The sequence below is a fragment of the Streptomyces alboniger genome (assembly GCF_008704395.1).
Classification (GTDB): Bacteria; Actinomycetota; Actinomycetes; order Streptomycetales; family Streptomycetaceae; genus Streptomyces; species Streptomyces alboniger.
In genome coordinates this window covers 1,221,138-1,245,212 of record NZ_CP023695.1, presented here as the reverse complement: position 1 = coordinate 1,245,212, position 24,075 = coordinate 1,221,138, and the positions used below count along the sequence as shown (strand labels likewise).

Annotated in this window: 23 protein-coding genes; 13 read left to right on the top strand and 10 right to left on the bottom strand. The window is 72.1% G+C overall.

Annotated features, from left to right (window positions below; all coding sequences use genetic code 11):
• The first annotated feature begins 17 nt into the window (after positions 1-17).
• From CP975_RS05280 to CP975_RS05270, 3 genes are all read left to right on the top strand, one after another.
• Positions 18-458, top strand: a complete 441-nt coding sequence (locus tag CP975_RS05280) for a PH domain-containing protein (protein ID WP_150476619.1) — start codon at positions 18-20, stop codon at positions 456-458.
• 204 nt (positions 459-662) lie between these two features.
• Positions 663-2,006 carry a hemolysin family protein gene (locus tag CP975_RS05275; protein WP_055536218.1) on the top strand — a complete coding sequence of 448 codons (1,344 nt, stop codon included), beginning with the start codon at positions 663-665 and terminating at the stop codon, positions 2,004-2,006.
• The gene (locus CP975_RS05270; RefSeq protein ID WP_055536219.1) at positions 2,003-3,112 is read left to right on the top strand and encodes a hemolysin family protein; all 1,110 of its coding nucleotides are present in this window, start codon (positions 2,003-2,005) and stop codon (positions 3,110-3,112) included. Before CP975_RS05275 ends, CP975_RS05270 begins: the two co-directional genes overlap by 4 nt.
• 40 nt (positions 3,113-3,152) lie before the next feature.
• Here the strand turns inward: CP975_RS05270 and CP975_RS05265 are convergent, their stop codons facing one another.
• Together CP975_RS05265 and CP975_RS05260 are read right to left on the bottom strand one after the other, a co-directional pair.
• Complete coding sequence (locus CP975_RS05265; protein WP_055536220.1) at positions 3,153-5,072, bottom strand: AAA family ATPase; 1,920 nt, start codon at positions 5,070-5,072, stop codon at positions 3,153-3,155.
• A gap of 446 nt (positions 5,073-5,518) precedes the next feature.
• Positions 5,519-6,178 carry a uridine kinase family protein gene (locus CP975_RS05260; protein ID WP_055536221.1) on the bottom strand — a complete coding sequence of 220 codons (660 nt, stop codon included), beginning with the start codon at positions 6,176-6,178 and terminating at the stop codon, positions 5,519-5,521.
• Between the two features lie 276 nt (positions 6,179-6,454).
• Here CP975_RS05260 and CP975_RS05255 point away from each other — a divergent pair, with 276 nt between their 5' ends.
• Positions 6,455-7,810 (top strand): peptidase C39 family protein, encoded by a 1,356-nt coding sequence (locus CP975_RS05255; protein WP_246201406.1) that lies wholly within the window; start codon positions 6,455-6,457, stop codon positions 7,808-7,810.
• A gap of 86 nt (positions 7,811-7,896) precedes the next feature.
• Here CP975_RS05255 and CP975_RS05250 read toward each other — a convergent pair whose 3' ends face one another.
• Positions 7,897-9,375, bottom strand: a complete 1,479-nt coding sequence (locus CP975_RS05250; protein ID WP_199783243.1) for a M1 family metallopeptidase — start codon at positions 9,373-9,375, stop codon at positions 7,897-7,899.
• Positions 9,376-9,553: 178 nt separating this feature from the next.
• Here CP975_RS05250 and CP975_RS05245 point away from each other — a divergent pair, with 178 nt between their 5' ends.
• Entirely contained in the window at positions 9,554-9,700 is a 147-nt protein-coding gene (locus tag CP975_RS05245; protein WP_106977062.1) for an SCO1431 family membrane protein, read from the top strand.
• On the opposite strand, the gene CP975_RS05240 is transcribed toward CP975_RS05245, so the two are convergent.
• From CP975_RS05240 to CP975_RS05230, 3 genes are read right to left on the bottom strand one after another with little or no spacing between them, the layout of a single operon-like run.
• Positions 9,678-10,625: a hypothetical protein gene (locus CP975_RS05240; RefSeq protein WP_246201405.1), complete on the bottom strand. Its 948-nt coding sequence runs from the start codon at positions 10,623-10,625 to the stop codon at positions 9,678-9,680. The genes CP975_RS05245 and CP975_RS05240 overlap by 23 nt on opposite strands.
• 10 nt (positions 10,626-10,635) lie before the next feature.
• Complete coding sequence (locus tag CP975_RS05235; protein ID WP_425474227.1) at positions 10,636-11,625, bottom strand: DUF6114 domain-containing protein; 990 nt, start codon at positions 11,623-11,625, stop codon at positions 10,636-10,638.
• Positions 11,616-12,164, bottom strand: a complete 549-nt coding sequence (locus CP975_RS05230) for a DUF6230 family protein (protein WP_220450198.1) — start codon at positions 12,162-12,164, stop codon at positions 11,616-11,618. The genes CP975_RS05235 and CP975_RS05230 overlap by 10 nt, the downstream gene beginning before the upstream one ends.
• Positions 12,165-12,370: 206 nt before the next feature.
• Here CP975_RS05230 and CP975_RS05225 point away from each other — a divergent pair, with 206 nt between their 5' ends.
• Complete coding sequence (locus CP975_RS05225) at positions 12,371-12,994, top strand: TetR/AcrR family transcriptional regulator (RefSeq protein ID WP_055536224.1); 624 nt, start codon at positions 12,371-12,373, stop codon at positions 12,992-12,994.
• Positions 12,995-13,059: 65 nt separating this feature from the next.
• Here the strand turns inward: CP975_RS05225 and CP975_RS05220 are convergent, their stop codons facing one another.
• Entirely contained in the window at positions 13,060-14,319 is a 1,260-nt protein-coding gene (locus CP975_RS05220; protein WP_055536225.1) for a glycoside hydrolase family 18 protein, read from the bottom strand.
• A 359-nt stretch (positions 14,320-14,678) separates the two neighbouring features.
• Between CP975_RS05220 and CP975_RS05215 the strand changes: the two genes are divergently transcribed.
• A complete protein-coding gene (locus tag CP975_RS05215) occupies positions 14,679-15,851 on the top strand; it encodes an acyl-CoA dehydrogenase family protein (protein WP_055536464.1) in 1,173 nt (390 codons plus the stop codon).
• On the opposite strand, the gene CP975_RS36560 is transcribed toward CP975_RS05215, so the two are convergent.
• Complete coding sequence (locus CP975_RS36560; protein WP_425474308.1) at positions 15,814-16,086, bottom strand: hypothetical protein; 273 nt, start codon at positions 16,084-16,086, stop codon at positions 15,814-15,816. The two genes, CP975_RS05215 and CP975_RS36560, sit on opposite strands and share 38 nt — an antisense overlap.
• A 510-nt stretch (positions 16,087-16,596) precedes the next feature.
• Between CP975_RS36560 and CP975_RS05205 the strand changes: the two genes are divergently transcribed.
• Entirely contained in the window at positions 16,597-17,724 is a 1,128-nt protein-coding gene (locus CP975_RS05205; protein ID WP_150476617.1) for an Rv3169 family protein, read from the top strand.
• 24 nt (positions 17,725-17,748) lie between these two features.
• A complete protein-coding gene (locus tag CP975_RS05200) occupies positions 17,749-18,849 on the top strand; it encodes a phosphotransferase family protein (RefSeq protein ID WP_055534307.1) in 1,101 nt (366 codons plus the stop codon).
• A 1-nt stretch (position 18,850) separates the two neighbouring features.
• Here CP975_RS05200 and CP975_RS05195 read toward each other — a convergent pair whose 3' ends face one another.
• On the bottom strand, positions 18,851-19,279 hold the full coding sequence (locus CP975_RS05195) for a hypothetical protein (protein ID WP_055534301.1): 429 nt from the start codon (positions 19,277-19,279) through the stop codon (positions 18,851-18,853).
• 211 nt (positions 19,280-19,490) lie between these two features.
• Here CP975_RS05195 and CP975_RS05190 point away from each other — a divergent pair, with 211 nt between their 5' ends.
• The 4 genes from CP975_RS05190 (at position 19,491) to fxsA (ending at position 23,588) form a co-directional block, all read left to right on the top strand.
• Entirely contained in the window at positions 19,491-19,931 is a 441-nt protein-coding gene (locus tag CP975_RS05190) for an Lrp/AsnC family transcriptional regulator (RefSeq protein WP_030789227.1), read from the top strand.
• Positions 19,932-19,973: 42 nt separating this feature from the next.
• On the top strand, positions 19,974-21,623 hold the full coding sequence (locus CP975_RS05185) for an amidohydrolase (RefSeq protein ID WP_055534298.1): 1,650 nt from the start codon (positions 19,974-19,976) through the stop codon (positions 21,621-21,623).
• A gap of 491 nt (positions 21,624-22,114) precedes the next feature.
• The gene (locus tag CP975_RS05180; protein WP_055534296.1) at positions 22,115-22,906 is read left to right on the top strand and encodes a polyprenol monophosphomannose synthase; all 792 of its coding nucleotides are present in this window, start codon (positions 22,115-22,117) and stop codon (positions 22,904-22,906) included.
• Between the two features lie 106 nt (positions 22,907-23,012).
• Positions 23,013-23,588: an FxsA family membrane protein gene (gene fxsA, locus CP975_RS05175; RefSeq protein ID WP_055534294.1), complete on the top strand. Its 576-nt coding sequence runs from the start codon at positions 23,013-23,015 to the stop codon at positions 23,586-23,588.
• A gap of 110 nt (positions 23,589-23,698) precedes the next feature.
• Here fxsA and CP975_RS05170 read toward each other — a convergent pair whose 3' ends face one another.
• The gene (locus tag CP975_RS05170; protein WP_030360404.1) at positions 23,699-24,073 is read right to left on the bottom strand and encodes an RNA polymerase-binding protein RbpA; all 375 of its coding nucleotides are present in this window, start codon (positions 24,071-24,073) and stop codon (positions 23,699-23,701) included.
• Between the last annotated feature and the right edge of the window lie 2 nt (positions 24,074-24,075).

Genomic DNA, 24,075 nt, shown 5'->3' with positions numbered 1-24,075 from the left:
GCCGGAGCCCGCACCTCATGTCTGACCTTCCCGCCCTGCCCGTCACCTTCCGCCCCCAGCGGACCCGGGTCGTCATGCTCACCGCGGGCGCCGCGATGTTCGTGGTCCTCACGGTGATCGCCCTGATGCTGCCCAAGCTCAGCCCGGGGGAGCGGACCAGCTTCGTCTTCACCGGCGCGCTGCTCTTCGGCGTCCTCATGCTGCTCAGCAGGCCCAAGGTCGTCGCCGAGGAGTCCGGCGTGACCGTCGTCAACATCGCGACCAGCCGGCGTCTGGCCTGGGCCGAGATCGTCCAGGTCACCCTCCGCCCCGGCGACCCGTGGGTGTTCCTGAACCTCAGCGACGGCACCAGCCTGCCCGCCCTGGGCATCCAGCCGGGCATCGCCAGGCAGCAGGCCGTCGCCGACTCCCAGGCACTGCGCGCGCTCGTCGACGCCCGCACGCCGCTCGGGGACTGACGTTCCACGCAGCGCCTTGACGTTCTGATTAATCTGGTGGCGGGGCACGCAAGGTGTGCCCCCGCCCCTGACGGGCCCGCCCGGCCCCCGGGGGCCCCTGCTATCCGAGGAGTGACTCCCTCCGGCGATGGACGGATCGTCCTGTAGTACCTGCGCCGCCCCCTCCCGGCATTCCGGGACCCGTACGACCTGGGAGGCGGCGGCATGACAGTCCCCCTCCTGCTCCTCGCGGCGGCATTCCTGCTGATTCTCGCCAACGGCTTCTTCGTGGCGGCCGAGTTCGGCCTCGTCACCGTCGAGCGGCCCGACGCGGAGAAGGCCGCGGCCGACGGCGACCGCCGCGCCCGCACGGTCGTCAGTGCCCTCAAGGAGCTGTCCTTCCAGCTTTCCGGCACCCAACTCGGCATCACCATCACCTCGCTCGTCGTCGGCATGCTCGCCGAACCGGCCCTCGCGCACCTGCTCGCGGGCCCGTTCACGGCGATCGGCGTCCCCGAAGGCGCCGTCGGCGGTGTCTCCGTCGTGGTCGGCATGCTGCTCGCGTCCGCCGTGCAGATGGTCATCGGCGAACTGGTCCCCAAGAACTGGGCGGTGTCCAGGCCGCTCCAGGTCGCGCGGTTCGTCGCGGGCCCGCAGCACGCCTTCTCGCGGCTCTTCCGGCCCGTGATCGCCCTCCTGAACGCGGTGGCCAACCGCCTGGTGCGCGCCCTCGGCGTCGAGCCAGCCGAGGAGCTGGCCTCGGCCCGCACCCCCGGCGAACTGGTCTCCCTGGCCCGGCACTCGGCCCAGGCCGGCGCCCTGGAGCAGCACACCGCCGAGCTGTTCGTGCGCACCCTCTCCCTCGGCGAGCTGACCGCGCAGCACGTCATGACGCCGCGCGTGAAGGTCAGCGCGCTCCAGTCGTCGGCGACCGCCGAGGACGTGGTGAACCTGACCCGCGCCACCGGCCTGTCCCGCTTCCCGGTCTACCGCGAGCGGATCGACGAGATCGTCGGCATGGTCCATCTCAAGGACGCCCTCGCCGTGCCCGCCCACGACCGGCTGCGCACCCCCGTCGGCCGCATCGCGCAGTCCCCGCTCCTGGTCCCCCAGACGCTCCCCGTGCAGCCCCTCCTGGGGCGGCTGCGCAGCGAGCAGCCGATCGCCGTCGTCGTCGACGAGTACGGCGGCACGGCGGGGGTCGTCACCCTGGAGGACATCGTCGAGGAACTCGTCGGCGAAGTGCGCGACGAGCACGACCTGCTGGACGTGCCCGAGCTGTGCGCGGCGCCGCCCGAGGACGGCAGGCCCGCGTGGGACGCCGACGGCGGCTGCCGCGTCGACAGCCTCCGCCGCATAGGACTCGACGTACCCGAGGGGCCCTACGAAACCGTCGCGGGCCTCGTCGCCGATCTCCTCGGCCGCATCCCGGCCCCCGGCGACCGGGCCGAACTCCCGGGCTGGCGCCTCTCGGTGCGCCAGGTCGGGCACAACCGCGCCGAACGGGTCAGGATCGCCATGACGGCGGACGCCCCGGCCCCCGTAGCCGCCGCGGAGGCACTCCGATGAGCCTGCTCCAACTCCTCTTCGCTCTCCTGCTGGTGCTCGCCAACGGCTTCTTCGTCGGCGCCGAGTTCGCGCTCGTGTCGGTGCGCCGCAGCCAGATCGAGCCCCTGGAGACCAAGCGGGCCCGCCAGGTCCTCTACGGCCTCGAACACCTGCCGCAGATGATGGCAGCCGCCCAGTTCGGCATCACCGTCTGCTCGTTGACGCTCGGCGCCGTCGCCGAGCCGACCGTCGCGCACCTCCTGGAGCCGGTGTTCCACGCGGTCCACCTCCCCGAGGGCATGATCCACCCCCTCGGTTATGTGATCGCGCTCGCCGTCGTCGTCTTCCTGCACCTCGTCGTCGGCGAGATGCTTCCGAAGAACCTCGCGATGGCGGCCCCCGAGAAGACGGCGCTCTGGTTCAGTCCGGGCCTGGTCGCCTTCGCCCGGCTGTGCCGGCCGGTGACGGTCGCGCTCGGGGCGTGCGCGCGGGTCGTCCTGAAACTCTTTCGGGTCGAGCCCAAGGACGAGGTCGAGGCGGTCTTCACCAGCGAGCAGCTCAACCGCCTCGTCGAGGACTCCGGCCAGGCGGGGCTGCTCGGCCCCGAGGAGCAGGAGCGCCTGGAGGACGCCCTGGAGCTGGGCTCGCGCCCGGTCACGGACGTGCTCCTGGACCGCGCCGCGCTGGTGACAGTGGCCGCCTCGGTCACCCCGGGCCAGATCGTCGAACTGACCGGACGCACCGGCTACTCCCGCTTCCCGGTCCGCGCGGAGAACGGCGCCTTCATGGGCTACCTCCACGTGAAGGACGTCCTGGATCTGGAGGAGACCGACCGCGCCGTGCCGCAGCAGGTGTGGCGGCCGATGACCACGCTGCGGGCGGAACTGCCGCTGGACGACGCGCTGACCGTGATGCGCCGCGCCGCGACGCACCTGGCGCAGGTCGCCGACGCGTCGGGGAAGGTGCTCGGCCTGGTCGCCCTGGAGGACGTCCTCGAACTCCTCGTGGGCGAGGTCCGCGACCCGGCGCACCGCGTCGCGGTACCGCGCAGGGCCCAGGAGGCCGAGCGAGCGACGAGCGCCCGTCAGAGCCTGAACGGCAGCCTGGACGACGCCCTCGTCGGATGACGGGCGGGCCGCGGGAGCGGGACCGGGCTCGGAGCCCGCGTCAGAACTCCGGCGCGTCCCGCGGCCCCCGCCCCGAGAGCACCTCTCCGTACGCCTGCATCAGATCCGGCAGCCGCAGCGTCGACAGGTCGTCGCGCCCCGGCTCGCCGGGGTAGCCGGACAGCCGCAGATCGCGGTAGGCGCAGCTCTTCTCGTAGAGCGTGCGCAGGAAGCGGCCGTTGCCCAGCTCGTCGATCCAGGCCTGGTCGACGACGTGCCCGCTGATGGAACGCAGCTCCTCCAGAGCCTCCTCATCCCACACGTCGCCGTTGTCGGCGGCCAGCACCTCGCCGATCGCGGTCAGTTCGAGGGGGCGGTACGAGGGGAAGTCGACGCGGGTCGTGAAGCGCGAGGACAGCCCGGGGTTGGCGGCGAGCAGCCGGTCCATGCCCTCGGGGTAGCCCGCGAGGATCACGACGAGATGGTCGCGGTTGTCCTCGGCGCGCTTGAGGAGGACCTGGAGGGCCTCGTCCCCGTACGCGTCGCCCTTGCCGTAGCCGGAGTTGGACAGGGAGTATGCCTCGTCGACGAAGAGGACACCGCCGATCGCCGAGTCGATCAGCTCATTGGCCTTCACGGCCGTCTGGCCCAGGTACTCACCGACGAGATCGGCGCGCTGCGCCTCGACGAGGTGGTCGCCGCCGAGCAGCCCGAGCGCGTAGAAGACCCGGCCGAGGATGCGGGCCACGGTGGTCTTGCCGGTGCCCGAGGGGCCCGAGAAGACGAAGTGTCGTTTCGGCGGCTGCACGGGAAGGCCTTGCGCGGCCCGCAGGCGTGCCATGTTCAACTGTGCGGAGAGCGCCTTGACTTGGCGTTTCACCGGCTCCAGGCCCACCATGCACTCCAGCTCGGAGAGCGCGGCCTCCAGGAGCGCGGGGTCGGTGGGGCCCGGTGGCAGCTGCGCGCGGCCCGGCTTGACCGGGATGATCGCCTTCTCGCGGACGGCGTCGGCCTCGGAGCGGCCCGCTGTGCCCTTCTGCCCCTGCGGTGCGCCGGGCCCCGGAGGGCCGCCGCCCGGTGGCGGTTCGGGGTCGGTGACCTTCACGTCGCGGCCCTCGGTGCCGAAGAGCACGTCGATGCCGTCGGGCCCCTCCAGCGCGTCCTGGCCCCCGCCCGCCATGCTGATCGCGGCGGCCAGGTCGGCCGCTTCGTCGTAGCCGTCGCCCTCGGCGATCGCAGCGAGCCGCGCCGAGGTGTCCATGAACGAGGAGTCGACCCGGTGCACCGCCCGGTACAGCGGCAGGGCGGCCGCCGAGCGTCCGGTGCCCTCGTGCGCGCGGGCCAGCCAGTAGCGCAGCTCCTTGCGCTGGGGCTGCTCGCTGCGGCAGCGCATCAGGGCGGCGGACAGCAGCGGCTCGGCCTGCCCGTACATCTCCAGGCGCACGCGGGCCATGCCGCCGAAGAGGCCGGCCTCGATGCCGAGCATCGGGTCGTCGATCAGCGGGTCCGTGTGCCGCACGAGCTGCTCCCAGTCCTTGACCAGGTAGGAGCGGCAGGCGTGCAGGAAGCGCACCTGCGGATCGGCGTCGACGGGCGGCAGGCCCGCGAGCGCCCGGTCGAGTTCGGGGACGTGGCGGCCGTCCAGCCAGTGCGAGGCGTGCGCGAGCAGCAGATCGCGGGTGCTCTCCAGGACGGGCTGCACCCACCAGCCCAGCCAATACCAGGAGTTGAGGGCGCGCGCGTGCCGTATGCGCTGGTCCCCGAACCGGTCCCGGTGCTGGAACATCCGCAGCAGCGCCGTCGTCGTCTCGACGCGCAGCGCGTGCAGCCCGAGCCAGCCGTCGGCCATCCCCGGATCCAGCCGTACCGCCGTGCGGAACTCCTCCTCCGCCTGCGGGTAGGCGCCCATCGTGTAGGCGTCGACGCCCCTCAGCCAGGCGAGGTCGGCCGGGGCGGGTGAGCCCACCGCGTCGAAGTCCATCACGTCCCCCACAAACCGTGCCCCCGTTTGCGTACCACCGGGCCGGTGCCCGTCGGCCACTGCGCTGAACCGCCGTGCTGTGGACGGGAGTTGTTCCGGCGCGCAGAGCAGCCGTCCGAAAAAGGCGCACCGTTAGGCATCGTACCTGCGGGGGAGCGGTCGGCCGTAGGGTGCCGCACCGGCGGATCGGCCGGAAATGGAGCATCGAGGAACGGGCCCGATGGTGACCGAGGGTGAGCGAATGGCGGTCAACGGCGGCCGGAAATCGGACTCTGAGGGCAGAACGAAGCCCCCGATCACGGGGGAACAACCGGGGGCTTCGCGTCTGCGGGCGGCCTCGAAAGGCCGCACATTCAGAACGTAAGTCCTGTAAGGCCCCTGGGTCAAGCGGAGTTGGGGCACTCTTGAAAACTCGCCGGGTCAAGTGGAAGGCGCTTTCCGGAGGTTCAGCGGACCGCCGACGACCCATCACCCTGCGTGACGATCTGGGTCCCGACTGGTGTCCCACTGGGCCCCGGCAGCACCTCGTACCCCTCTGGGCACTGTCGCACCAGAAGGTCGGCGAAGGGCCGCGAGGGGTCCTCGGCGAAGTGCCGCAGTTCCGCCGGCTCCCACCCGTCCCAGAAATCCCTCTGGACCGCCCCGTCCCGATGGCGCCCCCGCCGCCATGCCTCCTCGCGCGGCACGTCCATCCACAGCACGGCCGCGAGGCGCGCCCGCAGCGCGCGGCGGCCCGCGCCGACCCCTTCGACGATCACCACGGGCGCGGGCGGCAGGCTCTCCTCGGCCGGGCCGAAGCGGCGCTCGGTCCAGTCGTACGTGGCATAGCGCGCCGTCTCCCCGCGGGAGAGCGGGCCGACGATCTGCCGTCCCAGCCGCTCCGTCCAGTCGAACAGCTCCTCGTGGCTCGCGATGTCGTCGAGCCGCAGGACCGGCGCGCCGCCCAGCGCCTCGGCCAGGCGCCGCGCGAACGTCGACTTCCCCGAGCCCGCGTGCCCGTCCACGGCGATCAGCCGGACGGGGCCGCAGGAGGGCGGCAGCCGGCGCAGGGCGCCGGCGAGGCGGGGGAGCGGGGTGTGCGGGGCGCGCGGGTCAGGGGTCATCATCGGCAAGCGTACGACCGCGGAAGCAGGTGTTCCGCGCGCCGACGCTGGTCATGCCAGTGGTTGAGGCCAATATTGACGCGCGCGGCGGTGTCCGAAGCGCTGGCAGAAGTCGGCCGGGACCGGCCATAGTTGGCCCACTTCCGCGCATCCGTCCCGACCCTTTCCGGATCACGCCGGAAACCACGTCGACTGGGGGTCCCCCTGATGGACCGAGCTGACCGACCCGACCGTTCCGACAGAGCAGAGCGAGCAGAGAGAGCAGGCAGAGCAGACGGCATGTCCCGCAGAACCGTGCTCGGTACGGCCGCCGCGGTGGCGGCTCTCGCGGCGACCACGGGCCCCTCCCTGGCCGCGGGAAGCCCGTCCGTCCCCCGCCGCACGCCGCGCGCGGACCGCTTCGTGGACAACCGCTTCTGGACCTCGTACGCGGACTGGCGCACCGGTACCGCCGAGGGCACCGCCGTCGTCTCCGCGGCCCGCCCCGGCCTGCGCGTCGCGAAGCCCGTGGGCCGCACCGACTACACCGACCCGCACACCGGCAGGACCGCCACCTGGGAGTACGCCCGGTGGACCTCGCCCACGCACAGCTCCACCGTCCCCGCGACGGAACTCATCGCCTCCTGGAACGCGCGCACCCCGGCCGGCACCTGGCTCCAGGTCGAGCTGTGCGCCACCTACGCGGACGGCACGCGGAGCCCCTGGTACGTGATGGGCCGCTGGGCCTCGGGCGACGACAAGGAGACCGACATCCGGCGGACCTCCGTCGACGACCAGACCGACGGCAAGTCGACGGTCTGGACGGACACGCTCTCCCTGGACGACGCAGTCTCGGGCCCGCGCGTCACCGCGTACCAGCTGCGCCTGACGCTGTACCGCAGGCCGGGCACCACCGTGACGCCCACGGTGTGGCGGCTCGGCGCGATGGTGTCCGCGGTGCCCGACCGCTTCACGGTCCCCGCCTCGGACCCGGGCCTCGCCAGGGAACTGGAGGTCCCGCGCTACTCGCAGGAGATCCACATCGGCCAGTACCCGGAGTACGACAACGGCGGCGAGGCCTGGTGCAGCCCCACCTCCTCGCAGATGATCATCGAGTACTGGGGGCGGAAGCCGACGCCCGAGGACCTGGCCTGGGTGGATCCCTCCTACGCCGACCCGCAGGTGTGCCACGCGGCCCGCTTCACGTTCGACTACCAGTACAACGGCTGCGGCAACTGGCCCTTCAACGCGGCGTACGCGGCCACGTACCGGGATCTCCAGGGCGTCGTGACCCGCCTCGCCTCGCTGACCGAGCTGGAGTCGCTGATCGCCGCGGGCATCCCGGCCATAACGTCCCAGTCGTTCCTCAAGGAGGAGCTGACGGGCGCCGGGTACGGCACGGCGGGCCATCTGATGACGGTCATCGGCTTCACCGCGGCCGGCGACGTGATCGCCAACGACCCGGCCTCGCCGAGCAACCCGGCGGTGCGCCGCGTCTACAAGCGGCGCGAGTGGGAGAACATCTGGCTGCGCACCAAGCGCTACAACGCCACCGGCAAGGTCGTCTCCGGCACCGGCGGCGTCTGCTATCTGTACTTCCCCACCAAGCTGTCCACCGCGCAGAGGCGGGCGCTGGCGGCGGTCGGCGTCCGGTGACCCGGGTCCAGCGCCGCGTCCGGTGACCCGCGTCCAGTGACCGGCTTGGGGGATGCGGGCCGTGCTGCCCGCATCCCCGGCGAGGGTCACGTCACCGGATTCACCACCCAGTCCGGGTGTCCGGGCATCGGCGGGGTCTTCGAGCCGTACAGCCACGGGCGCAGGAAGCCCTCCAGATCCTCGCCCGCGACCTTCGACGCCAGGTCGATGAAGTCCTGGGTGCCGGCCGTGCTCCCCTTGAAGCCGCTCACCCAGGCCCGCTCGATCCTCTGGAACGTCTCCTCGCCGACCCGCTCGCGCAGCGCGTACAGGACGAGCGCCGAGCCGTCGTACCGCATGCGCTTGAAGAGGTTCGGCTCGGTCGGCTCGGCGGGGGCGCCGAAGTCCTTGCGCCACTGGTCATGTGCCGCGTACGCGGCCCTCATCGCGGCCTCGAAGCTGTCGCCGCCGTGGGCCTCGGAGTACAGCCGCTCGTAGAACCGGGCGTGGCCCTCGCTCACCCACAGGTCGGACCAGCTCTCCAGGGCCACGCTGTCGCCGAACCACTGGTGGGCCAGCTCGTGCACCATGTTCCGCTCGGCGTCCACCTTCGTGCCGAGCAGGTCGGCCTTGGGGACGAGGGAGAGCGTCTGGGTCTCCAGGGCCACCCCCAGGTCGGTGTCGCCGACGAGGATGCCGTAGCGGTTGAAGGGGTACGGGCCGAGCTTCTCCTCCAGCCACTTCAGATGGCCGGGGGTGAGCCCCCGGTACTCCGCCGTCGGCTCGACCAGTGCGCTCGGGACGACGTCCCGCAGCGGCAGACCGCCGGGCCCCTCGCTGTCGACCAGCCGGAAGTCGCCGACGGCCAGCTGCACCAGCTGGGTGGAGAGCGGCTGCTCGGAGTCGTAGGTCCAGCGCACCCGGTCGCCGGGGGCCGAGGTGCGCGAGACCAGCTTGCCGTTGGCGACGGCCGTACGGTCCTTCGGCGTGGTGATGCGGAACGTGATCGGCGCGCGCAGGCTCGGGTGGTCGTTGGCCGGGAAGATCAGCCGGGCGCCGTTCGGCTGGGGGTAGACCACGGTGCCGTCGGGCGTGGGTATCCAGCCGTAGTCCTCGATCGCGTCGTCGCGGTGCCGGGTCTGGGCCGGGTCGGCGGTGTAGGTGACCTTGACCGTGAAGGAACGTCCCGCATGCAGGGGGGACTTGGGCGTCACGGTCAGCTCGTCGCCCTCGCGGGACGCGCCCGCCTTCGAGCCGTTCACCGTCACGGTGTGCAGGGTGTTGCCCGCGAAGTCCAGATTGAAGCGGGACAGCGCCTGCGTGGAGGTGGCTCTGATGGTCGTCGTCGCCTCGAACGGCGTCCTCGGCGCCTGCCAGTCGAAGTCCAGGTAGTAGCGGTCCACCCGGTATCCGCCGTTCCCGTCCAGCGGGAACATCGGGTCGCCGAGGCCGGAAGCGCCAGGTGAGGGCTTCCCGGTGGGGGCCTGCGCGGCCTGTGAGGCCGGTGCGGTGAGGGCGGCCGCCGCGGTGATCGTGGCCGCGAGGGCGAGCCGCGCTCGGCGGCGGGTCGTCCGGTTCGTGCTCATCGGGAACCTCTCGGTCGGATGCTGCGCGGACGTACGTGGTGTCCCGTCCTAGACGCACGGCTCTCCGTCCGAGTTGCGGGGTGACCAAGCTCTCTCCCACAAGGCCGCGTCCGGCTGGCATGGTGGAGGGGTTCTCAGTGGGGGGATGCCACTGCCAGACGAACGTCAGCGAGAAGACATGACCGCGACCTCTGCCACCGCCGTCCGCGTGCGGGCCCGTACCGGCGGCCCCAAGGAAGACGAGCCGAAGCTCCTGGAACACCTCGCGGGCTGGACCCTGGTCGTCGTCCTCGCGATGCTCGTCACCCAGGCCGGTCTGCTGTGACCCCGCTCGCATAACCACCCGCGCCGCCGTCGCCGCCCGTACCGCCCTCGTCGCCCCCGTCGTCGGGGCCCGCCCGCCAGTGCCGGTGCGGGACGCCGACCAGGCCGTACAGCCGGCGCACCGGCGAGCGCCCGTGCAGCAGCGTGAGTCCCGCCACCACCGCGAACAGCGGCAGGCCGAGCCACCCGCCGGCCAGGCGCACCAGCACGCTCGCGAAGAGGGCGCCCACGAACGGCAGGCCGTAGACCCCCGCGGCCGCGATCGCGATGCCGAGGATCCTCGGCACCCCGCGCTCCTCGTCGGCACCCGGCAGCGACCAGCCCTCCATGAGCCAGCCGATCTCGGTCATCAGCATGGTGCCGATCACGGCGGCCCCGAAGAGCAGCAGCGCCAGGAACGTCCCCGACGTCACGAAGTCCAGTACGTGATTGACGACGCTGTCCCCGCGCCAGCCGGCGAGGTCCTCGGCGCCCTGGGAGAGGAAACGCTCGTACCCCCGGCCGTCCCAGCCGTGGATCAGCGTCCCGAAGAGCAGGAAGTACCCGCCCACGCTCTGGAGGTACGCCCAATAGCCCGCCCCCACGAGGACCAGCGACTGCGCCACGAGGAACCCGAGGATCGCGGCGACCGGTATCCCGCCCGCGTAGAGGAGCACGAACCCCGCCCACACGCCCTCGTGGCCGTCCGCGACGTGCATGGTCGCCCAGGCCGGGTTCTGCCACAGCAGGAAGAGTCCCGTCGGCACCATCAGGACGGCGGCGAAGAGCGCGGTCAGCGCCAGATACGGGTTGGCGGCCCGGCTGCGCGTGCGCGGCCCCTCGCCCGCGTTGATCCGCTCCCACACCTGCAACTGCCGCCCCGCGGAGAGCGCGAACGTCGCGCCGATCGCGTACGCCCAGAACAGGGCTGCCTGGATCTGGATCACGCGGGCCCCCTCATGCCGAGGCCTTCAGCGACAGACCGCCCGCCACGATCGAGTCCGAGCTGACCAGGGCCTGTTCGGCGCTCACGTCCGTCATGAAGACGAACGGCGGCACGAGGGGCGGCACCGGCAGCTTGTCGGGCGTGAAGGTCAGACACAGGAGCCCCTCGATGCACCCCTTGAACTTGGTCAGATAGAGCGTGACCGATCCGCTCAGGTCCAACGTGTCGGCCCCCAGGGCGAGTTCGTCTCCTCCGTCCCGTGTCCTCAGCTCGTAGTCGGTGAGGGAGGCGGCCTTCATCCGCAGGACCATCACCTTCAGCGGTCCTTCCGCGGTCGGGACCTCCGTGACGCCCGCCACGATGAAGCCCTGCGGGGCGAAGAGCGTGGTGGTGATCGTCGGCGGGGTCCCGGCCGCCACGACCGGCTCGGCGGGGGCGGCGAGCGGTGACGCCTTCGCGGGGCTCCCGTTCACGATCCCCGCGACGATCACCACGGGCAGCAGCACGGCGAGCGTCCGCGTGCCCTGCCCGTCCCGTACCTTCGGCCGCGCAGGGTCCTCCTCGGCGTCCTCGGGCACGGGCGTCCAGCCGAAGCCCATGGCGCTGCCCGCGATCCCGAGGAGCATGCCGACGAGGAAGCCGCCGAGGTTCGTGGCCGCGAACGAGAGCACCGAGAGGATCAGGGCGTTGAGGCTCACATAGTGGCGGGTGTGCGGCAGGAACCACAGGAAGAGCCCCGCCACGACCAGCGCGATCCCGATGCCGACCGCCGCGATCCCGCCGAGCCCGAGGCTCACGAGGACCGTCAGCGGCGAGAGCGGCACGAGCAGCAGCTCGGCGCCGCCGAGGATCAGCAGCAGCCCGCCCCAGAACGGCCGCGTGCGCCGCCACCTGCGGACGACCCGCCGCTGCTCGGGCCAGGGGAGCCGCCGGTCGAGCGGGCCGCCGCCGTCCTTGCGGAAGGGTCTGACGCCGCCTCTGCCACCGCCCGTCAGAAGCACTTCTTGCCGCCGAGGCTGACGTCGACCCGCATGCCCTTGAGCCGGAAGTTGCCGCCGGTCGCCGACCAGGCGTTCGACTTCACCCCGGAGACGGTGATGTCCCCGGCCTGGAGCCCGAACTTGCCCCGCTCGCCCTTGACCCCGGGCACCTCGTCCAGCGTCGAGGCGTCCCGGCCGATCTGCGCGGTCCCGAAGCGGGCGTCGCCGACGAGGTCCTCGCCGTCGATGACGAGGTTGCTCGCGGTGACGTTCCCCGCGTCGCCGCCCGCGGTCAGCTTGAACACCACCTTGCCGAGCGGGGTCTTGACCTCGGCGGCCTGGCAGATGTCGGTCAGGGTCGCGTCGCCGATGCCGAGGAGCGCCACCGGGTGCCCCTTGCCGTCGATGTCCCGGTCCGTCTGGACGTACGAGGACAGACCCTCGCTGGTCAGCTTGCCCGAGGAGACCTGGAAGCTGGTGCCCGATACGGCGAAGGACGCGGCGAGCGCGCCCTCGGCCATCACGGAGGCCATCACGCCGACGGCGAGCACCGCCGGCATGGCCACCACGGCCGTCTTCCTCCAGGAGGTTCTGCCCTCGCGTAACGCGTCGCGTGCTGCGCTCACTGTCTTCCTCCCGTACGTCGTTCCACGTCGTCAAGCGTGCGTAAGGGGAGTGCGTGAAGCGCCTCGGCAGCAGAGTCGGCCGACGGCACGGTTCTGCCATACTGCGGACAGTCCGAGGCAGTTGGAGACTAGGGCCGAAATTGAATAATAGTCAACAGCGCGGCACCGACCGCTCCGCGGCACGGCGCGCCGAACTCATCAGCATCGGCCGGAAGTTGTTCGCCGACACGTCCTACGACGCCCTGTCGATGGACGACATCGCGAAGCAGGCGGGCGTCGCCAAAGGGCTGATCTACTACTACTTCAAGTCCAAGCGCGGCTACTACCTCGCGATCATCGAGGACTCCGTCGCCGACCTCGTCGCGCGCGCCGGGCGCCATGACGACCTCCCGCCCGTGGACCGCGTACAGCGCACCATCGACGGCTATCTGCGCTACGCCGAGCACCACCAGGCGGCCTACCGCGCGATCATCAGCGGCGGCGTCGGCTTCGACGCCGAGGTGCTGGCGATACGGGACGGCGTGCGCGAGGCGGTGATCGGGACGATCGCCGAGGGGATATACGGCCGCAAGGACATCCCCTGCCTCGCCCGCACCGCACTGCTCGGCTGGGTGTGCAGCGTCGAGGGCGTCACGCTCGACTGGATCGGCCACCGCGGCCTGCCGCGCGAGACGGTCAGGGACCTGCTCGTGCGCACGCTCGGGGACACGCTGCGCGTCATCGAGGACTTCGAGCCGTCGTACCCGGCGCCGTCGCGGCCCTGAGGCGTTCCTGCGCGAAAAGGGGCGGGAGCCGACCGACTCCCGCCCCGAGTTCCGCGTACGCGACGTCAGTTGATGGCCTTGATCAGCTCACCGTTCGACGTGTCGCCGCTCAGCTCCCAGAAGAACGTGCCGCCGAGGCCCGCCTGGTTCTTGTAGTCCATCTTCCCCGCGATGGTGGCCGGGGTGTCATAGCTCCACCAGTTGGTGCCGCAGTGCGCGTACGCGGTGCCGCCGACCGTGCCGTTCGCCGGGCACTTGGCCTTCAGCACCTTGTAGTCGTCGATGCCCTGCTCGTACTTGCCCGCGGCGGGCCCGGTCGCCGTGCCTCCGGGCGCCTTCTGCGTGACACCCGTCCAGCCGCGGCCGTAGAAGCCGATGCCGAGCAGCAGCTTCTGGGACGGGATGCCGAGGCCCTTGAGCTTCTTGATGGTGGCGTCGGAGTGGTACGAGGGCTTCGGGATGCCGCTGTAGGAGGTGAGCGGCGAGTGCGGGGCCGTCGGGCCCTTCGCGTCCCAGGCGCCGAAGTAGTCGTACGTCATGGGGTTGTACCAGTTGACGTACTGGGCGGCGCCCGCGTAGTCGGCGGCGTCGATCTTGCCGCCCGCCGAGGCGTCCGCCGGGATGGCCGCGGTCACCAGATTGCCGCTGCCGAACTTCGAACGGACCGCGGCCATCAGGTTCTTGTACGCCGCACGCCCGCTGGTGTCACAGGTCAGACCGCAGGCGTTGGGGTACTCCCAGTCGATGTCGATGCCGTCGAAGACATCGGCCCACTTGGAGTTCTCGACCAGGTCGTAGCAGGACTTGGCGAAGGCCTCGGGGTTCTTCGCGGCTTCGGTGAACCCGCTCGACCAGGTCCAGCCGCCGAAGGACCACAGCACCTTGAGGTCCGGGTGCTTCTTCTTCAGCTTGCGCAGCTGGTTGAAGTTGCCGCGCAGGGGCTGGTCCCAGGTGTCGGCCACGCCGTCCACGGACTGCTCGGCGGTGTAGGCCTTGTCGGTGGCCGCGTAGGCGTCGCCCATCGCGCACTTGCCGCCCTGGACGTTGCCGAAGGCGTAGTTGATGTGCGTGAGCTTGTTGGCGGAGCCGGACGTCTCGATGTTCTTGACGTGGTAATTCCGGTCGTAGACGCCCCACTCGGTGAAGTATCCGACGACCTTGGAGCCTGCGGCGGCCTTCGTGGCGGCGGCCCTGTCCTGCTCGGCGGCGGCCTGCTCGGCGGCGGCGCTGCCGGCGCCCGCGAGCAGACCCGCGCCGAGGGCGGCGCAACAGGCGACGGCGATGACGGCCCGGAGGCCGGTGCGGGGGGAGTGCGGTCTGAGCATCGTGTCTCCTCGTGGGGGGAAACAGGGAGGGGGAAGGGGTGCTGTGGACCTGCGGGGGTGCCGGGGAGATGCGTTTGGCATGAACGCGGTAACCCGTTCGGGGGAACAGTAGGAGGACTAGACCAGTACGGTCAATGGTTCGTACCAATCCTGCGACCGGTGACGATCTCGGTACATCTTTCGAGTAAGCGGTCGTTAACTAGTGACGGGGTGCCGCCGATCGGGCATACTCAACGCGCCGCAGCCGCTGGTCAGCCGCTTCCGTGACCCGGAAGGAGACCCTGGCTCGGCATCGTTTCCGGCGTCGCCGCCTCACCCTGCGCGGGCGTCCGCCGTAGCCCGACAGGGAGGAGAGCGTCATGCCCGACCACGCCCCGCAGCTGGTGGACCGTCAGCTGCCCACGGATGAGGCCAGGGATCTGCTCTCGCTCGTCCGGGACATCGTCCACCGCGAGATCGCCCCGAAGGCGGCCGAGGAAGAGGAGGCCGGGCGCTTCCCGCGCGAGATCTTCACCCTGCTCTCCGACGCGGGCCTGCTCGGCCTCGTGTACGACTCCGAGTTCGGCGGCGGCGACCAGCCCTACGAGGTCTACCTCCAGGTCCTCGAGGAGCTCGCCGCCGCGCGCCTGACCGTCGGCCTCGGCGTCAGCGTCCACACCCTGTCCTGCCACGCGCTCGCCGGATACGGCACCAAGGAGCAGCAGGCCGAACACCTGCCCCCCATGCTGGGCGGCGGTCTCCTCGGCGCGTACTGCCTCTCGGAGCCCGCGTCCGGCTCGGACGCCGCGTCCCTGCGCACGAAGGCCGTGCGCGACGGCGACCACTGGGTCATCGACGGCACCAAGGCCTGGATCACCCACGGCGGAGTCGCCGACTTCTACACCGTGCTCGCCCGCACCGGCGGCGAGGGCGCCCGGGGCGTCACGGCCTTCCTGGTGCCGGGCGACGCCGAGGGGCTGAGCGCCGCGGCGCCCGAGAAGAAGATGGGCATGAAGGGGTCGCCCACCGCCCAGGTCCACTTCGACGGCGTACGCGTCCCGGACTCCCGCCGCATCGGCGAAGAGGGCCAGGGCTTCGCCATCGCGCTCTCCGCACTCGACTCGGGGCGGCTCGGCATCGCGGCCTGCGCCATCGGCGTGGCCCAGGCGGCCCTGGACGAGGCGCTCGCGTACGCCACCGAACGGCGGCAGTTCGGCCGGCCGATCGCGGACTTCCAGGGCCTTCGGTTCATGCTCGCGGACATGGCGACGCAGATCGAGGCCGGCCGGGCGCTCTATTTGTCGGCTGCCAGGCTGCGCGACGCGGGGCGGCCGTTCGCCAAGCAGGCGGCCATGGCCAAGCTGCTGTGCACGGACGCGGCGATGAAGGTGACGACCGACGCCGTGCAGATCCTCGGCGGTTACGGCTACACGGCGGACTTCCCCGTGGAGCGCCTCATGCGCGAGGCCAAGGTGCTCCAGATCGTCGAGGGCACCAATCAGATCCAGCGCATGGTCATCGCCCGTCACCTCGCGGGTCCCGAGACGCGCTGAACGGCCCGCGGGGCACGGGCGGCGCCATGAGGCGGACCCACTCCGGGTCGTGCCGCCCGGGCAGCGTCCGGCCCCGGTCGGCCCAGGAGCGGATCAGGGCCAGGTAGATCGGCGGGTCCGGGGGCGGGGGCTGCTGCGGCTGGTAGGCCTGCTGGGGCTGCTGGTACGTCTGCGGTGGTGGTGGATACGCCTGCTGAGGCTGCTGGTAGGCCTGCTGCTGGGGCGGCTGGTACACGGAGGGCCGGCGCGGCTGCTGGTAGGACTGCCGGTGCGGCTGCGGATAGGGCTGCGGATAGGGCTGCTCGCGCGGATCGGCCTGCTGAGGCCGTGGGGGAACCGATTCTGCGGAGGCGGGCACCGTCACCAGGGTGCGCCGTCGGCGGCCGCTGGGGGCGTGGGTGGGGCCCATGTCCGTGGGGGTCATACCGGGCCAACGCCTCCCGCGCCGCCGAGGTCACCGCCGCGCGGATTAGGCCGTCAGTTCACGGCATCCGCGTGTCGAGGCAGCGCACGCCGGGGCATGGCGGCAGGGGAGGCGGCGCGTGCCGGGGGCGCGGCGGCGTGCCTCGGGGGCGAAGCCGGGGTCCGCCGCGGGGCGCGATATCGCGGGCCCGGCCCGGGGTCAGGGAGAGCGGCCCGCCACGCGTCTGGCTCCGTCCCGCCAACTGACGTACCGTCAGCTGAGCGCCGGAGGCCCCGCCGCCTCCCGCCACCCTGAACTGCCGCACGCCGAGGGAGGTTTGCCGTGGAGGACGACCGTCCGGTACCGCTCGACGAGTATCCCGTGCACCAGGTAGCCCTGTCGATGAAGCACGTCGCGACGGGCGACCGCAACGCCTACGACCGGTGCATCTTCCACCTCTTCGACCACGCGGGCCGCGCCCTGCTCATCCTCGGCCTCGGCGTCTATCCGAACACCGGTGTTATCGACGCGTACGCCACCCTCCGCATCGGCGACACGCTCCACGCCGTACGCGCCGGTGACGCCCTCGGCGACGACCGGACGGACCTCTCCGTCGGCCCGCTGCGCATCACCGTCGACCAGCCGCTGCGCCGCCTGCGCCTGGAGTGCGCCGCCGACCCGGACGACCCGGCGTCCCTTTCGTACGACCTGACCTGGACCGCCGACTTCCCCGCCCTCTGGGAACCGCACCACACCCAGCGCCGCGGTGCCCGGCTCACCCTCGAAGGTCGCCGTTTCGTCCAGGCGGGCCGCCCCTGTGGAGTGATCCGCGCGGGCGGCGAGGAGATTCCCGTGGCGGCGGGGGAGTGGACCGCGACCCGCGACCGAAGCTGGGGCGTGCGGCCCATCCCGGGCGAGGAACGCGGACGCCTGGAGGAGGAGTTCGCCACCGAGGGCTTCCACTGGATCTGGTGCCCCGTGCGTTTCGACGACCGCTTCCTGATGGTCGTCGCCCAGGAGGACGCGGACGGATACCGCACCCTCAACGACGCCACCCTCGTCCGCCCCGGCCTGCGCGACCGCCAACTCGGCTGGCCCCGTGCCGACATCACCTACCGGCCCGGCACCCGGCACCCGGAGCGCGCCGTCATCCACCTCATCGGCCCCGACGGCCACAAGCCCCTCGAACTGGGCGCGGAGGTCCTCGCCTCGCTGCCCCTGGCCGTGGGCGCCGGATATCCGCCCGCCGACGACTGGCAGCACGGCACCTGGCGCGGCCGCGACTGGACCGACCGCCGCACCTACGACCTCTCGGACCCCGCCGCACACCCCCTGGCCGCCTACGGAGTCATCGACCACGCCGCCCGCTTCACCCTCGACGGACAGACGGGGTACGGCATTTTCGAGCACGGCAGCTTCGGCCGCCACGACCCGAGCGGCTTCACCGGATTCGACTCCGTGGCGCCCTAAGGGGCCCGGCGAAGGAGCACGGACATGGCATCGGCACCCCGCCCCCGCACGACCACGCGCGAACCGGAAGAGCTGGCCCGCCGCCTCACCGCCTGGCTCGACACCCGCCTGCCCGGCGCCGAAGCGGTCGACGTGACCGTCCCCGAGTCCAACGGCATGTCCAGCGAGACCCTGCTCTTCACCGTCCGGCACCCCGAACCGCCCCTGCGCTCCTGCGCGTTGCGGCTGGCGGCCGACCCGGCGGCGTACACGATCTTCCCCGTCTACGACATGCCGCGTCAGTACCGCACGATGCGGCTCGTCGCCGAGCGCACCGACCTGCCGGTGCCGCGCGTCCTGTGGCTGGAAGAGGACCCCCGACCGCTCGGCGCGCCCTTCTTCGTCATGGAGCGGGTCGAGGGCCGCGTCCCGCCGGACGTCATGCCCTACACGTACGAGGGAAACTGGCTGCACGCCGCCACCGACACCGAACGCGCGCACCTGGAGGAGGCCTCGGTCCGGCTCGTCGCCCGGCTGCACGACCAAGTCCCGCTGCATGAGGCGCGATTCCTCGCACTGCCCGGCGAGGGGAGCCCGCTGCGCCGCCATGTCACGGCCCAACACGCCTACTACACATGGGTGGTGAGGGGGCTGCCCCGCTCACCCCTCATCGAGAGCGCCTTCGACCGCCTCGAAGAGCTGTGGCCGCACACCGAGGGCGCGCCCGTCCTCAACTGGGGCGACGCGCGCATCGGGAACATCGTCTACGCCGGCTTCGAGCCCGCGGCCGTCCTCGACTGGGAGATGGCGGCCCTCGCGCCCCGCGAGGTCGACCTCGGCTGGATGGTCTACCTCCACCGCTTCTTTCAGGATCTGACGGTGAGTTTCGGCCAACCAGGGCTGCCGGACTTCCTGCGCCGCGACCGTATCGAGGCGGCCTATGCCAGGCTCACCGGGCACACCCCGCGCGCCATGGACTTCTACACGCTGTACGCGGCGCTGCGGCACGCGATCGTCATGCTGCGCGTCGCCTACCGCCAGGTCCACTTCGGCGAGGCCGCGGCACCCGGAGCGGCCGGGGACGCGGACGCGCTGATCCTGCACCACGACAGCCTCGCCGCCATGGTGCAGGGCAGCTACTGGTGACTCAGGCGGCGGGCCGCTGCTGCCGCGGTACGCGGAAGGGCTGCGAGCCCGGTCCGCCCACGTGCGAGAACGGCTGTTTCCGCCAGTCGAGGCCCTGAGGGAGCGTCAACAGCAGGGCGGTGTCCTGCTCCTGAGCCTCCATCGTGTCGTCGACGGGTGTGGCGTCCTCGGCCGCACGGCCCGTACCGGCACAGACCGTGAGCCCGAACGGGTTCCACGGAGTGGGGCACAGGGCGTGCTCGGGCAGGACGTCCTCGTCGGCCAGGAGCGCGATCGGCTGCCCGCAGTCGGGGCAGTTCACGCGGTACATCTCGAAGGTGTCGTACGCGTCGAGAAGGGCGTCAGCCGGTTCGACGCCCTCCGGCTCGGGCTCGGCGGCCTGCTGCTGCTTGGCGCGAGTGGGCCTGCCGGGGCGCTTCAGATTCTGCATGGGACTCTCCCCCTTGGGTGGGCCGACAAGGCACTGCGGCCTCGACCACAGCAAGCACTTCCCGTCCCGTCGTAGGGGTAATCGTGGCATCCCGTCGGACAGGGTCAACGAGGTGTGGCGTTCGTCACATGCCGACGGGAGTTGCCCCGCCGGGCGAACCCGGCGGGCGCTCGGGTATCCGCAGGGATCAAGAGCCCTGTAGGTTCGGCGCATGGAGGAGCTGGACCGACAGATCGTGCAGCTGCTCGTCAAGGACGGGCGGATGAGCTACACCGACCTGGGCAAGGCCACGGGCCTGTCCACATCGGCCGTGCACCAGCGGGTACGCCGCCTGGAGCAGCGGGGAGTCATCCGCGGCTACGCCGCGGTCGTGGACCCGGAGGCCGTCGGGCTGCCGCTCACGGCCTTCATCTCGGTGAAGCCGTTCGACCCCAGCGCGCCCGACGACATCGCCGAACGCCTCGCGGGCGTCCCGGAGATCGAGGCGTGCCACAGCGTCGCGGGCGACGAGAACTACATCCTCAAGGTCCGCGTCGCCACTCCGCTGGAACTGGAACACCTGCTGAGCCGTCTGCGCGCCCTCGCCGGGGTCTCCACGCGGACGACCGTGGTGCTCTCCACTCCGTACGAGGCGCGCCCGCCCCAGGTGTGACCCGCGCGCGAGGCGCGCGCCCGCAGGGGCGAGACTGGACCCATGAGCCAGAGCACCGCCCCCGACGACGTCCGGGACCCCCAGAACCACCGCACCGTGCTGCTGCGCGGCGGCGACGTCCACAGCCCCGCCGACCCGTTCGCCACCGCGATGGTCGTCGAGCGCGGCCATGTCGCCTGGGTCGGCTCCGAAGGCGCCGCGGACGCCTTCGCGGACGGCGTCGACGAGGTCGTCGACCTCGAAGGTGCCCTGGTCACCCCGGCGTTCACGGACGCCCACGTGCACACCACGGCCACCGGCCTCGCCCTGACGGGACTCGACCTGTCGGGGGCTCGTTCGCTGGACGAGGCGCTCGTGTCCGTACGCGAACACGCCGCCGCGCGACCGCACGACCCCGTTCTGCTCGGCCACGGCTGGGACGCCGCCCGCTGGCCCGGCGGCCGCCCGCCCACGCGCGCGGAGCTGGACGAGGCCACCGGCGGCCGGCCGCTCTACCTCTCCCGCATCGACGTCCACTCGGCTGTCGCCACCACCGCTCTGCTCGACCTCGTGCCCGGCATCACCGAGCGCACCGGCTTCCACCCGGACGCCCCGCTGACCGCCGACGCCCACCACGGAGTGCGCGCCGCCGCCCTGGCAGCGGTCACGCCCGCCCAGCGCGCCGAGGCCCAGCGAGCCGCCCTGAAGCGCGCCGCCTCGCTCGGCATCGGCTCCGTCCACGAGTGCGCGGGCCCGGAGATCTCCGACGAGGACGACTTCACCGGGCTGCTGCGGCTCGCCGCCGAGGAGGCCGGGCCCCGCGTCGTCGGCTACTGGGCCGAGCACGGCCCCGAAGGCGTGGCGCGCGCCCGGGAGTTGGGCGCGGCCGGCGCCGCCGGTGACCTCTTCGTGGACGGAGCCCTCGGCTCGCACACCGCCTGCCTGCACGAGCCGTACGCCGACGGCGCCCACACCGGCACGGCCTACCTGGACGCCGCCGACGTCGCCGCCCACGTCGTGGCATGCACCGAGGCGGGCCTCCAGGCGGGCTTCCACGCCATCGGGGACGCCGCGGTGGGTTCCGTGGTCGATGGACTGCGGCTGGCCGCGGAGAAGGTCGGCCTGGCCCGCGTCAGGGCCGCCAGGCACCGCGTGGAGCACGCCGAGATGCTCACCCCCGAGACCATCGCGGGATTCGCCGAGTTCGGCCTCACCGCGTCCGTCCAGCCCGCCTTCGACGCCCTGTGGGGCGGCGACCACGGCATGTACGCCGAGCGCCTCGGCGCCGAGCGGGCCCGCACCCTCAATCCGTTCGCGGCCCTCCTGCGCACCGGCGTCCCCCTCGCCTTCGGCTCCGACAGCCCCGTCACGCCCCTCGACCCCTGGGGCACGGTCCGCGCCGCCGCCTTCCACCGCACGCCCGAGCACCGCGTCTCCGTGCGCGCCGCGTTCACGGCCCACACCCGGGGCGGCTGGCGGGCCGTCGGCCGCGACGACGCGGGCGTCCTGGTGCCGGGCGCGCCCGCGGACTACGCCGTGTGGCGCACCGCCAATCTGGTGGTGCAGGCCCCGGACGACCGCGTGGCCCGCTGGTCGACCGACCCGCGCTCGGGCACGCCCGGCCTGCCCGACCTGTCGCCGGGGGCCGAACTCCCCGTCTGTCTGCGCACCGTGGTGGCCGGTCGGCCGGTCCATGTGGGGCCGGACGAGTGATGTCCCGGCGGTGCGCGGCGCCGATCGCGGCCCGCCGGGGCTCCGTACGACCTGCGAATCCTCGGCACTGACCTGGCGGTATTTATCAACACCGCAGCTCACAAGGCTATTGACAGAGAGCCGCCGTGGGCCGGTAGGTTCGGCCGGGTCCACCACAGGACGTCCGACCGGCGAACCTCCACGCAGTCGTCGAACGCCGCTGGGTCATGGGTGGTGTGCCGCACCGGCGCACCTCCGCTGGGAGCCAGATCCAGCGTCCGCGACGCGGAGGCGAGGGAACGTATCAGCCGGTCGGCTGGTGTGACCCGGGTCGGGCCCGGACGCTCAGTAGACAACGGCTTTCGGTCGATCCGCAGCCAGCGGGTCCCGGGCCGGCCCGAAGGGCGCCGGGCCCCGATCCGCAGTCCTGGACCTGCCGACCCCCGAGCCGCCGCTGCGGCGCAGGCCGCGGCCACTATGGTGGTCCTCTGCGTACGAACGAAGGGGCAGTAGTGAACGACGGCGGTCGAGTCTCCGAAGCAGGGGACCAGGGGAGACAGTTCGGCTCGCTCGGCACGGCCTTGGTGATCATTCCGACCTACGACGAGGCGGAGAACATCCAGGCCATCGTCGGCCGGGTGCGGGCTTCCGTGCCGGACGCGCACGTCCTGATCGCCGACGACAACAGCCCCGACGGCACCGGCAAGCTCGCCGACGAGCTGGCGGCCGAGGACGACCAGGTCCACGTACTGCACCGCAAGGGCAAGGAGGGCCTCGGCGCCGCCTACCTCGCGGGCTTCCGCTGGGGGCTCGACAACGACTACGGCGTGCTCATCGAGATGGACGCCGACGGCTCCCACCAGCCCGAGGAGCTGCCCCGGCTGCTGACCGCGCTGAAGGGCGCCGACCTCGTGCTCGGCTCGCGCTGGGTGCCCGGCGGCCGGGTCGTGAACTGGCCCAAGCACCGCGAGTTCATCTCCCGCGGCGGCAGCACCTACTCGCGCCTCCTGCTGGACGTGCCCATCCGCGACGTGACGGGCGGCTACCGCGCCTTCCGCCGCGAGACCCTGGAGGGCCTCGGCCTCGCCGAGGTCGAGTCGCAGGGCTACTGCTTCCAGGTCGACCTCGCGCGCCGCGCGATCAAGGCGGGCTACCACGTGGTCGAGGTGCCCATCACGTTCGTCGAGCGGGAGCTCGGGGACAGCAAGATGAGCCAGAACATCGTCGTCGAGGCGCTGTGGCGGGTCACCGCCTGGGGCGTCGGGGAGCGCGTCGGCCGGGTCATCGGCCGCAAGCAGCCCTGAGCGGACCCGGCCGCGGGGCCGCACGCCGTCCTGAGCGGCCCCGGACCCGGCCTTGTTGATCATCCCCCTTATCCCGGCCTGAGACGGACCCAGGCACACTGGGAGCATGACGACCGGCGCACCGCCTCCCATCCGCCCCACCAAGACCAGACGCTCGGGACCCCTGAGGTTCCTGCCGCTCGGCATCGCCGCGTGGCTCGTCCTGGAGATCTGGCTGCTCACCGTCGTGGCGGGTGCCACGAGCGGGTTCGTGGTCCTGCTGCTCCTGGTGGGCGGCCTCGTGCTCGGCTCCGCGGTGATCAAGCGGGCGGGGCGCAGGGCGTTCCGCAAGCTCAGCGAGGCCGTGCAACAGCAGCAGAGCGGAGTGGCGCCCGAGCCGGAGGCCGCGGGCGGCGGCGGGGCCCTGACGATGCTGGGCGGCCTGCTGATCATCCTGCCCGGGCTCGTCTCGGACGCCCTGGGCCTGATCCTGCTGATCCCGCCGGTCCAGAAGGCCCTCGGGCGGTATGCGGAGCGGACGTTCGAGCGCAAGGTGCGCGAGGCGTCCCCCGGCGGCCTCGGCGACGCCTTCCAGCAGGCGCGCATGCACCGCCCCGACGGCAAGGTCGTCCAGGGCGAGGTCATCAGGGACGAGCCGCCGGCGCGCGGCCCGCGCCCGGACGACCCGCAGCTGCCGCGCTGACGGCGCACGAGCCTCCCGCACGCACGCACGCGCACGAGGGCCGGGGCCACTGCTGAGCAGTGGCCCCGGCCCTCGTACTTGTGCTGTGCGGTTGTGTGCCGGGTCCGTCGTCAGGCGGACTTGCGGCTGTCCCGCGGATGCACCGCGATGTTCATGGCGCCGGACCGAAGGACCGCAAGGCGCTCCTCCAGGACCTCTTCGAGTTCCTCTCGAGTACGGCGCTCCATGAGCATGTCCCAGTGCGTACGCGCCGGCTTGCCCTTCTTCTCCTCAGGTCCGTCGCCGTCTACCAGGAGTGCCTGGGCCCCGCAGACCTTGCACTCCCACTCCGGCGGGATCTCCGCCTCGACCGAGAACGGCATCTCGAAACGATGTCCGTTCTGGCATGCGTACTCCACGGCCTGGCGCGGAGCCAGGTCGATGCCGCGGTCGGTCTCGTAGCTTGTCACCACGAGACGCGTGCCGCGAAGAGCTCGCTCACTCATGA

Bases quoted from the DNA above. Each gene is read 5' to 3' on its own strand.
- CP975_RS05280 (WP_150476619.1), top strand. From the start codon at position 18: ATGTCTGACCTTCCCGCCCTGCCCGTCACCTTCCGCCCCCAGCGGACC.
- CP975_RS05275 (WP_055536218.1), top strand. From the start codon at position 663: ATGACAGTCCCCCTCCTGCTCCTCGCGGCGGCATTCCTGCTGATTCTC.
- CP975_RS05270 (WP_055536219.1), top strand. From the start codon at position 2,003: ATGAGCCTGCTCCAACTCCTCTTCGCTCTCCTGCTGGTGCTCGCCAAC.
- CP975_RS05265 (WP_055536220.1), bottom strand. From the start codon at position 5,072: ATGGACTTCGACGCGGTGGGCTCACCCGCCCCGGCCGACCTCGCCTGG.
- CP975_RS05260 (WP_055536221.1), bottom strand. From the start codon at position 6,178: ATGATGACCCCTGACCCGCGCGCCCCGCACACCCCGCTCCCCCGCCTC.
- CP975_RS05255 (WP_246201406.1), top strand. From the start codon at position 6,455: ATGTCCCGCAGAACCGTGCTCGGTACGGCCGCCGCGGTGGCGGCTCTC.
- CP975_RS05250 (WP_199783243.1), bottom strand. From the start codon at position 9,375: ATGAGCACGAACCGGACGACCCGCCGCCGAGCGCGGCTCGCCCTCGCG.
- CP975_RS05245 (WP_106977062.1), top strand. From the start codon at position 9,554: ATGACCGCGACCTCTGCCACCGCCGTCCGCGTGCGGGCCCGTACCGGC.
- CP975_RS05230 (WP_220450198.1), bottom strand. From the start codon at position 12,164: ATGCCGGCGGTGCTCGCCGTCGGCGTGATGGCCTCCGTGATGGCCGAG.
- CP975_RS05220 (WP_055536225.1), bottom strand. From the start codon at position 14,319: ATGCTCAGACCGCACTCCCCCCGCACCGGCCTCCGGGCCGTCATCGCC.
- CP975_RS05215 (WP_055536464.1), top strand. From the start codon at position 14,679: ATGCCCGACCACGCCCCGCAGCTGGTGGACCGTCAGCTGCCCACGGAT.
- CP975_RS05200 (WP_055534307.1), top strand. From the start codon at position 17,749: ATGGCATCGGCACCCCGCCCCCGCACGACCACGCGCGAACCGGAAGAG.
- CP975_RS05195 (WP_055534301.1), bottom strand. From the start codon at position 19,279: ATGCAGAATCTGAAGCGCCCCGGCAGGCCCACTCGCGCCAAGCAGCAG.
- CP975_RS05190 (WP_030789227.1), top strand. From the start codon at position 19,491: ATGGAGGAGCTGGACCGACAGATCGTGCAGCTGCTCGTCAAGGACGGG.
- CP975_RS05185 (WP_055534298.1), top strand. From the start codon at position 19,974: ATGAGCCAGAGCACCGCCCCCGACGACGTCCGGGACCCCCAGAACCAC.
- fxsA (WP_055534294.1), top strand. From the start codon at position 23,013: ATGACGACCGGCGCACCGCCTCCCATCCGCCCCACCAAGACCAGACGC.
- CP975_RS05170 (WP_030360404.1), bottom strand. From the start codon at position 24,073: ATGAGTGAGCGAGCTCTTCGCGGCACGCGTCTCGTGGTGACAAGCTAC.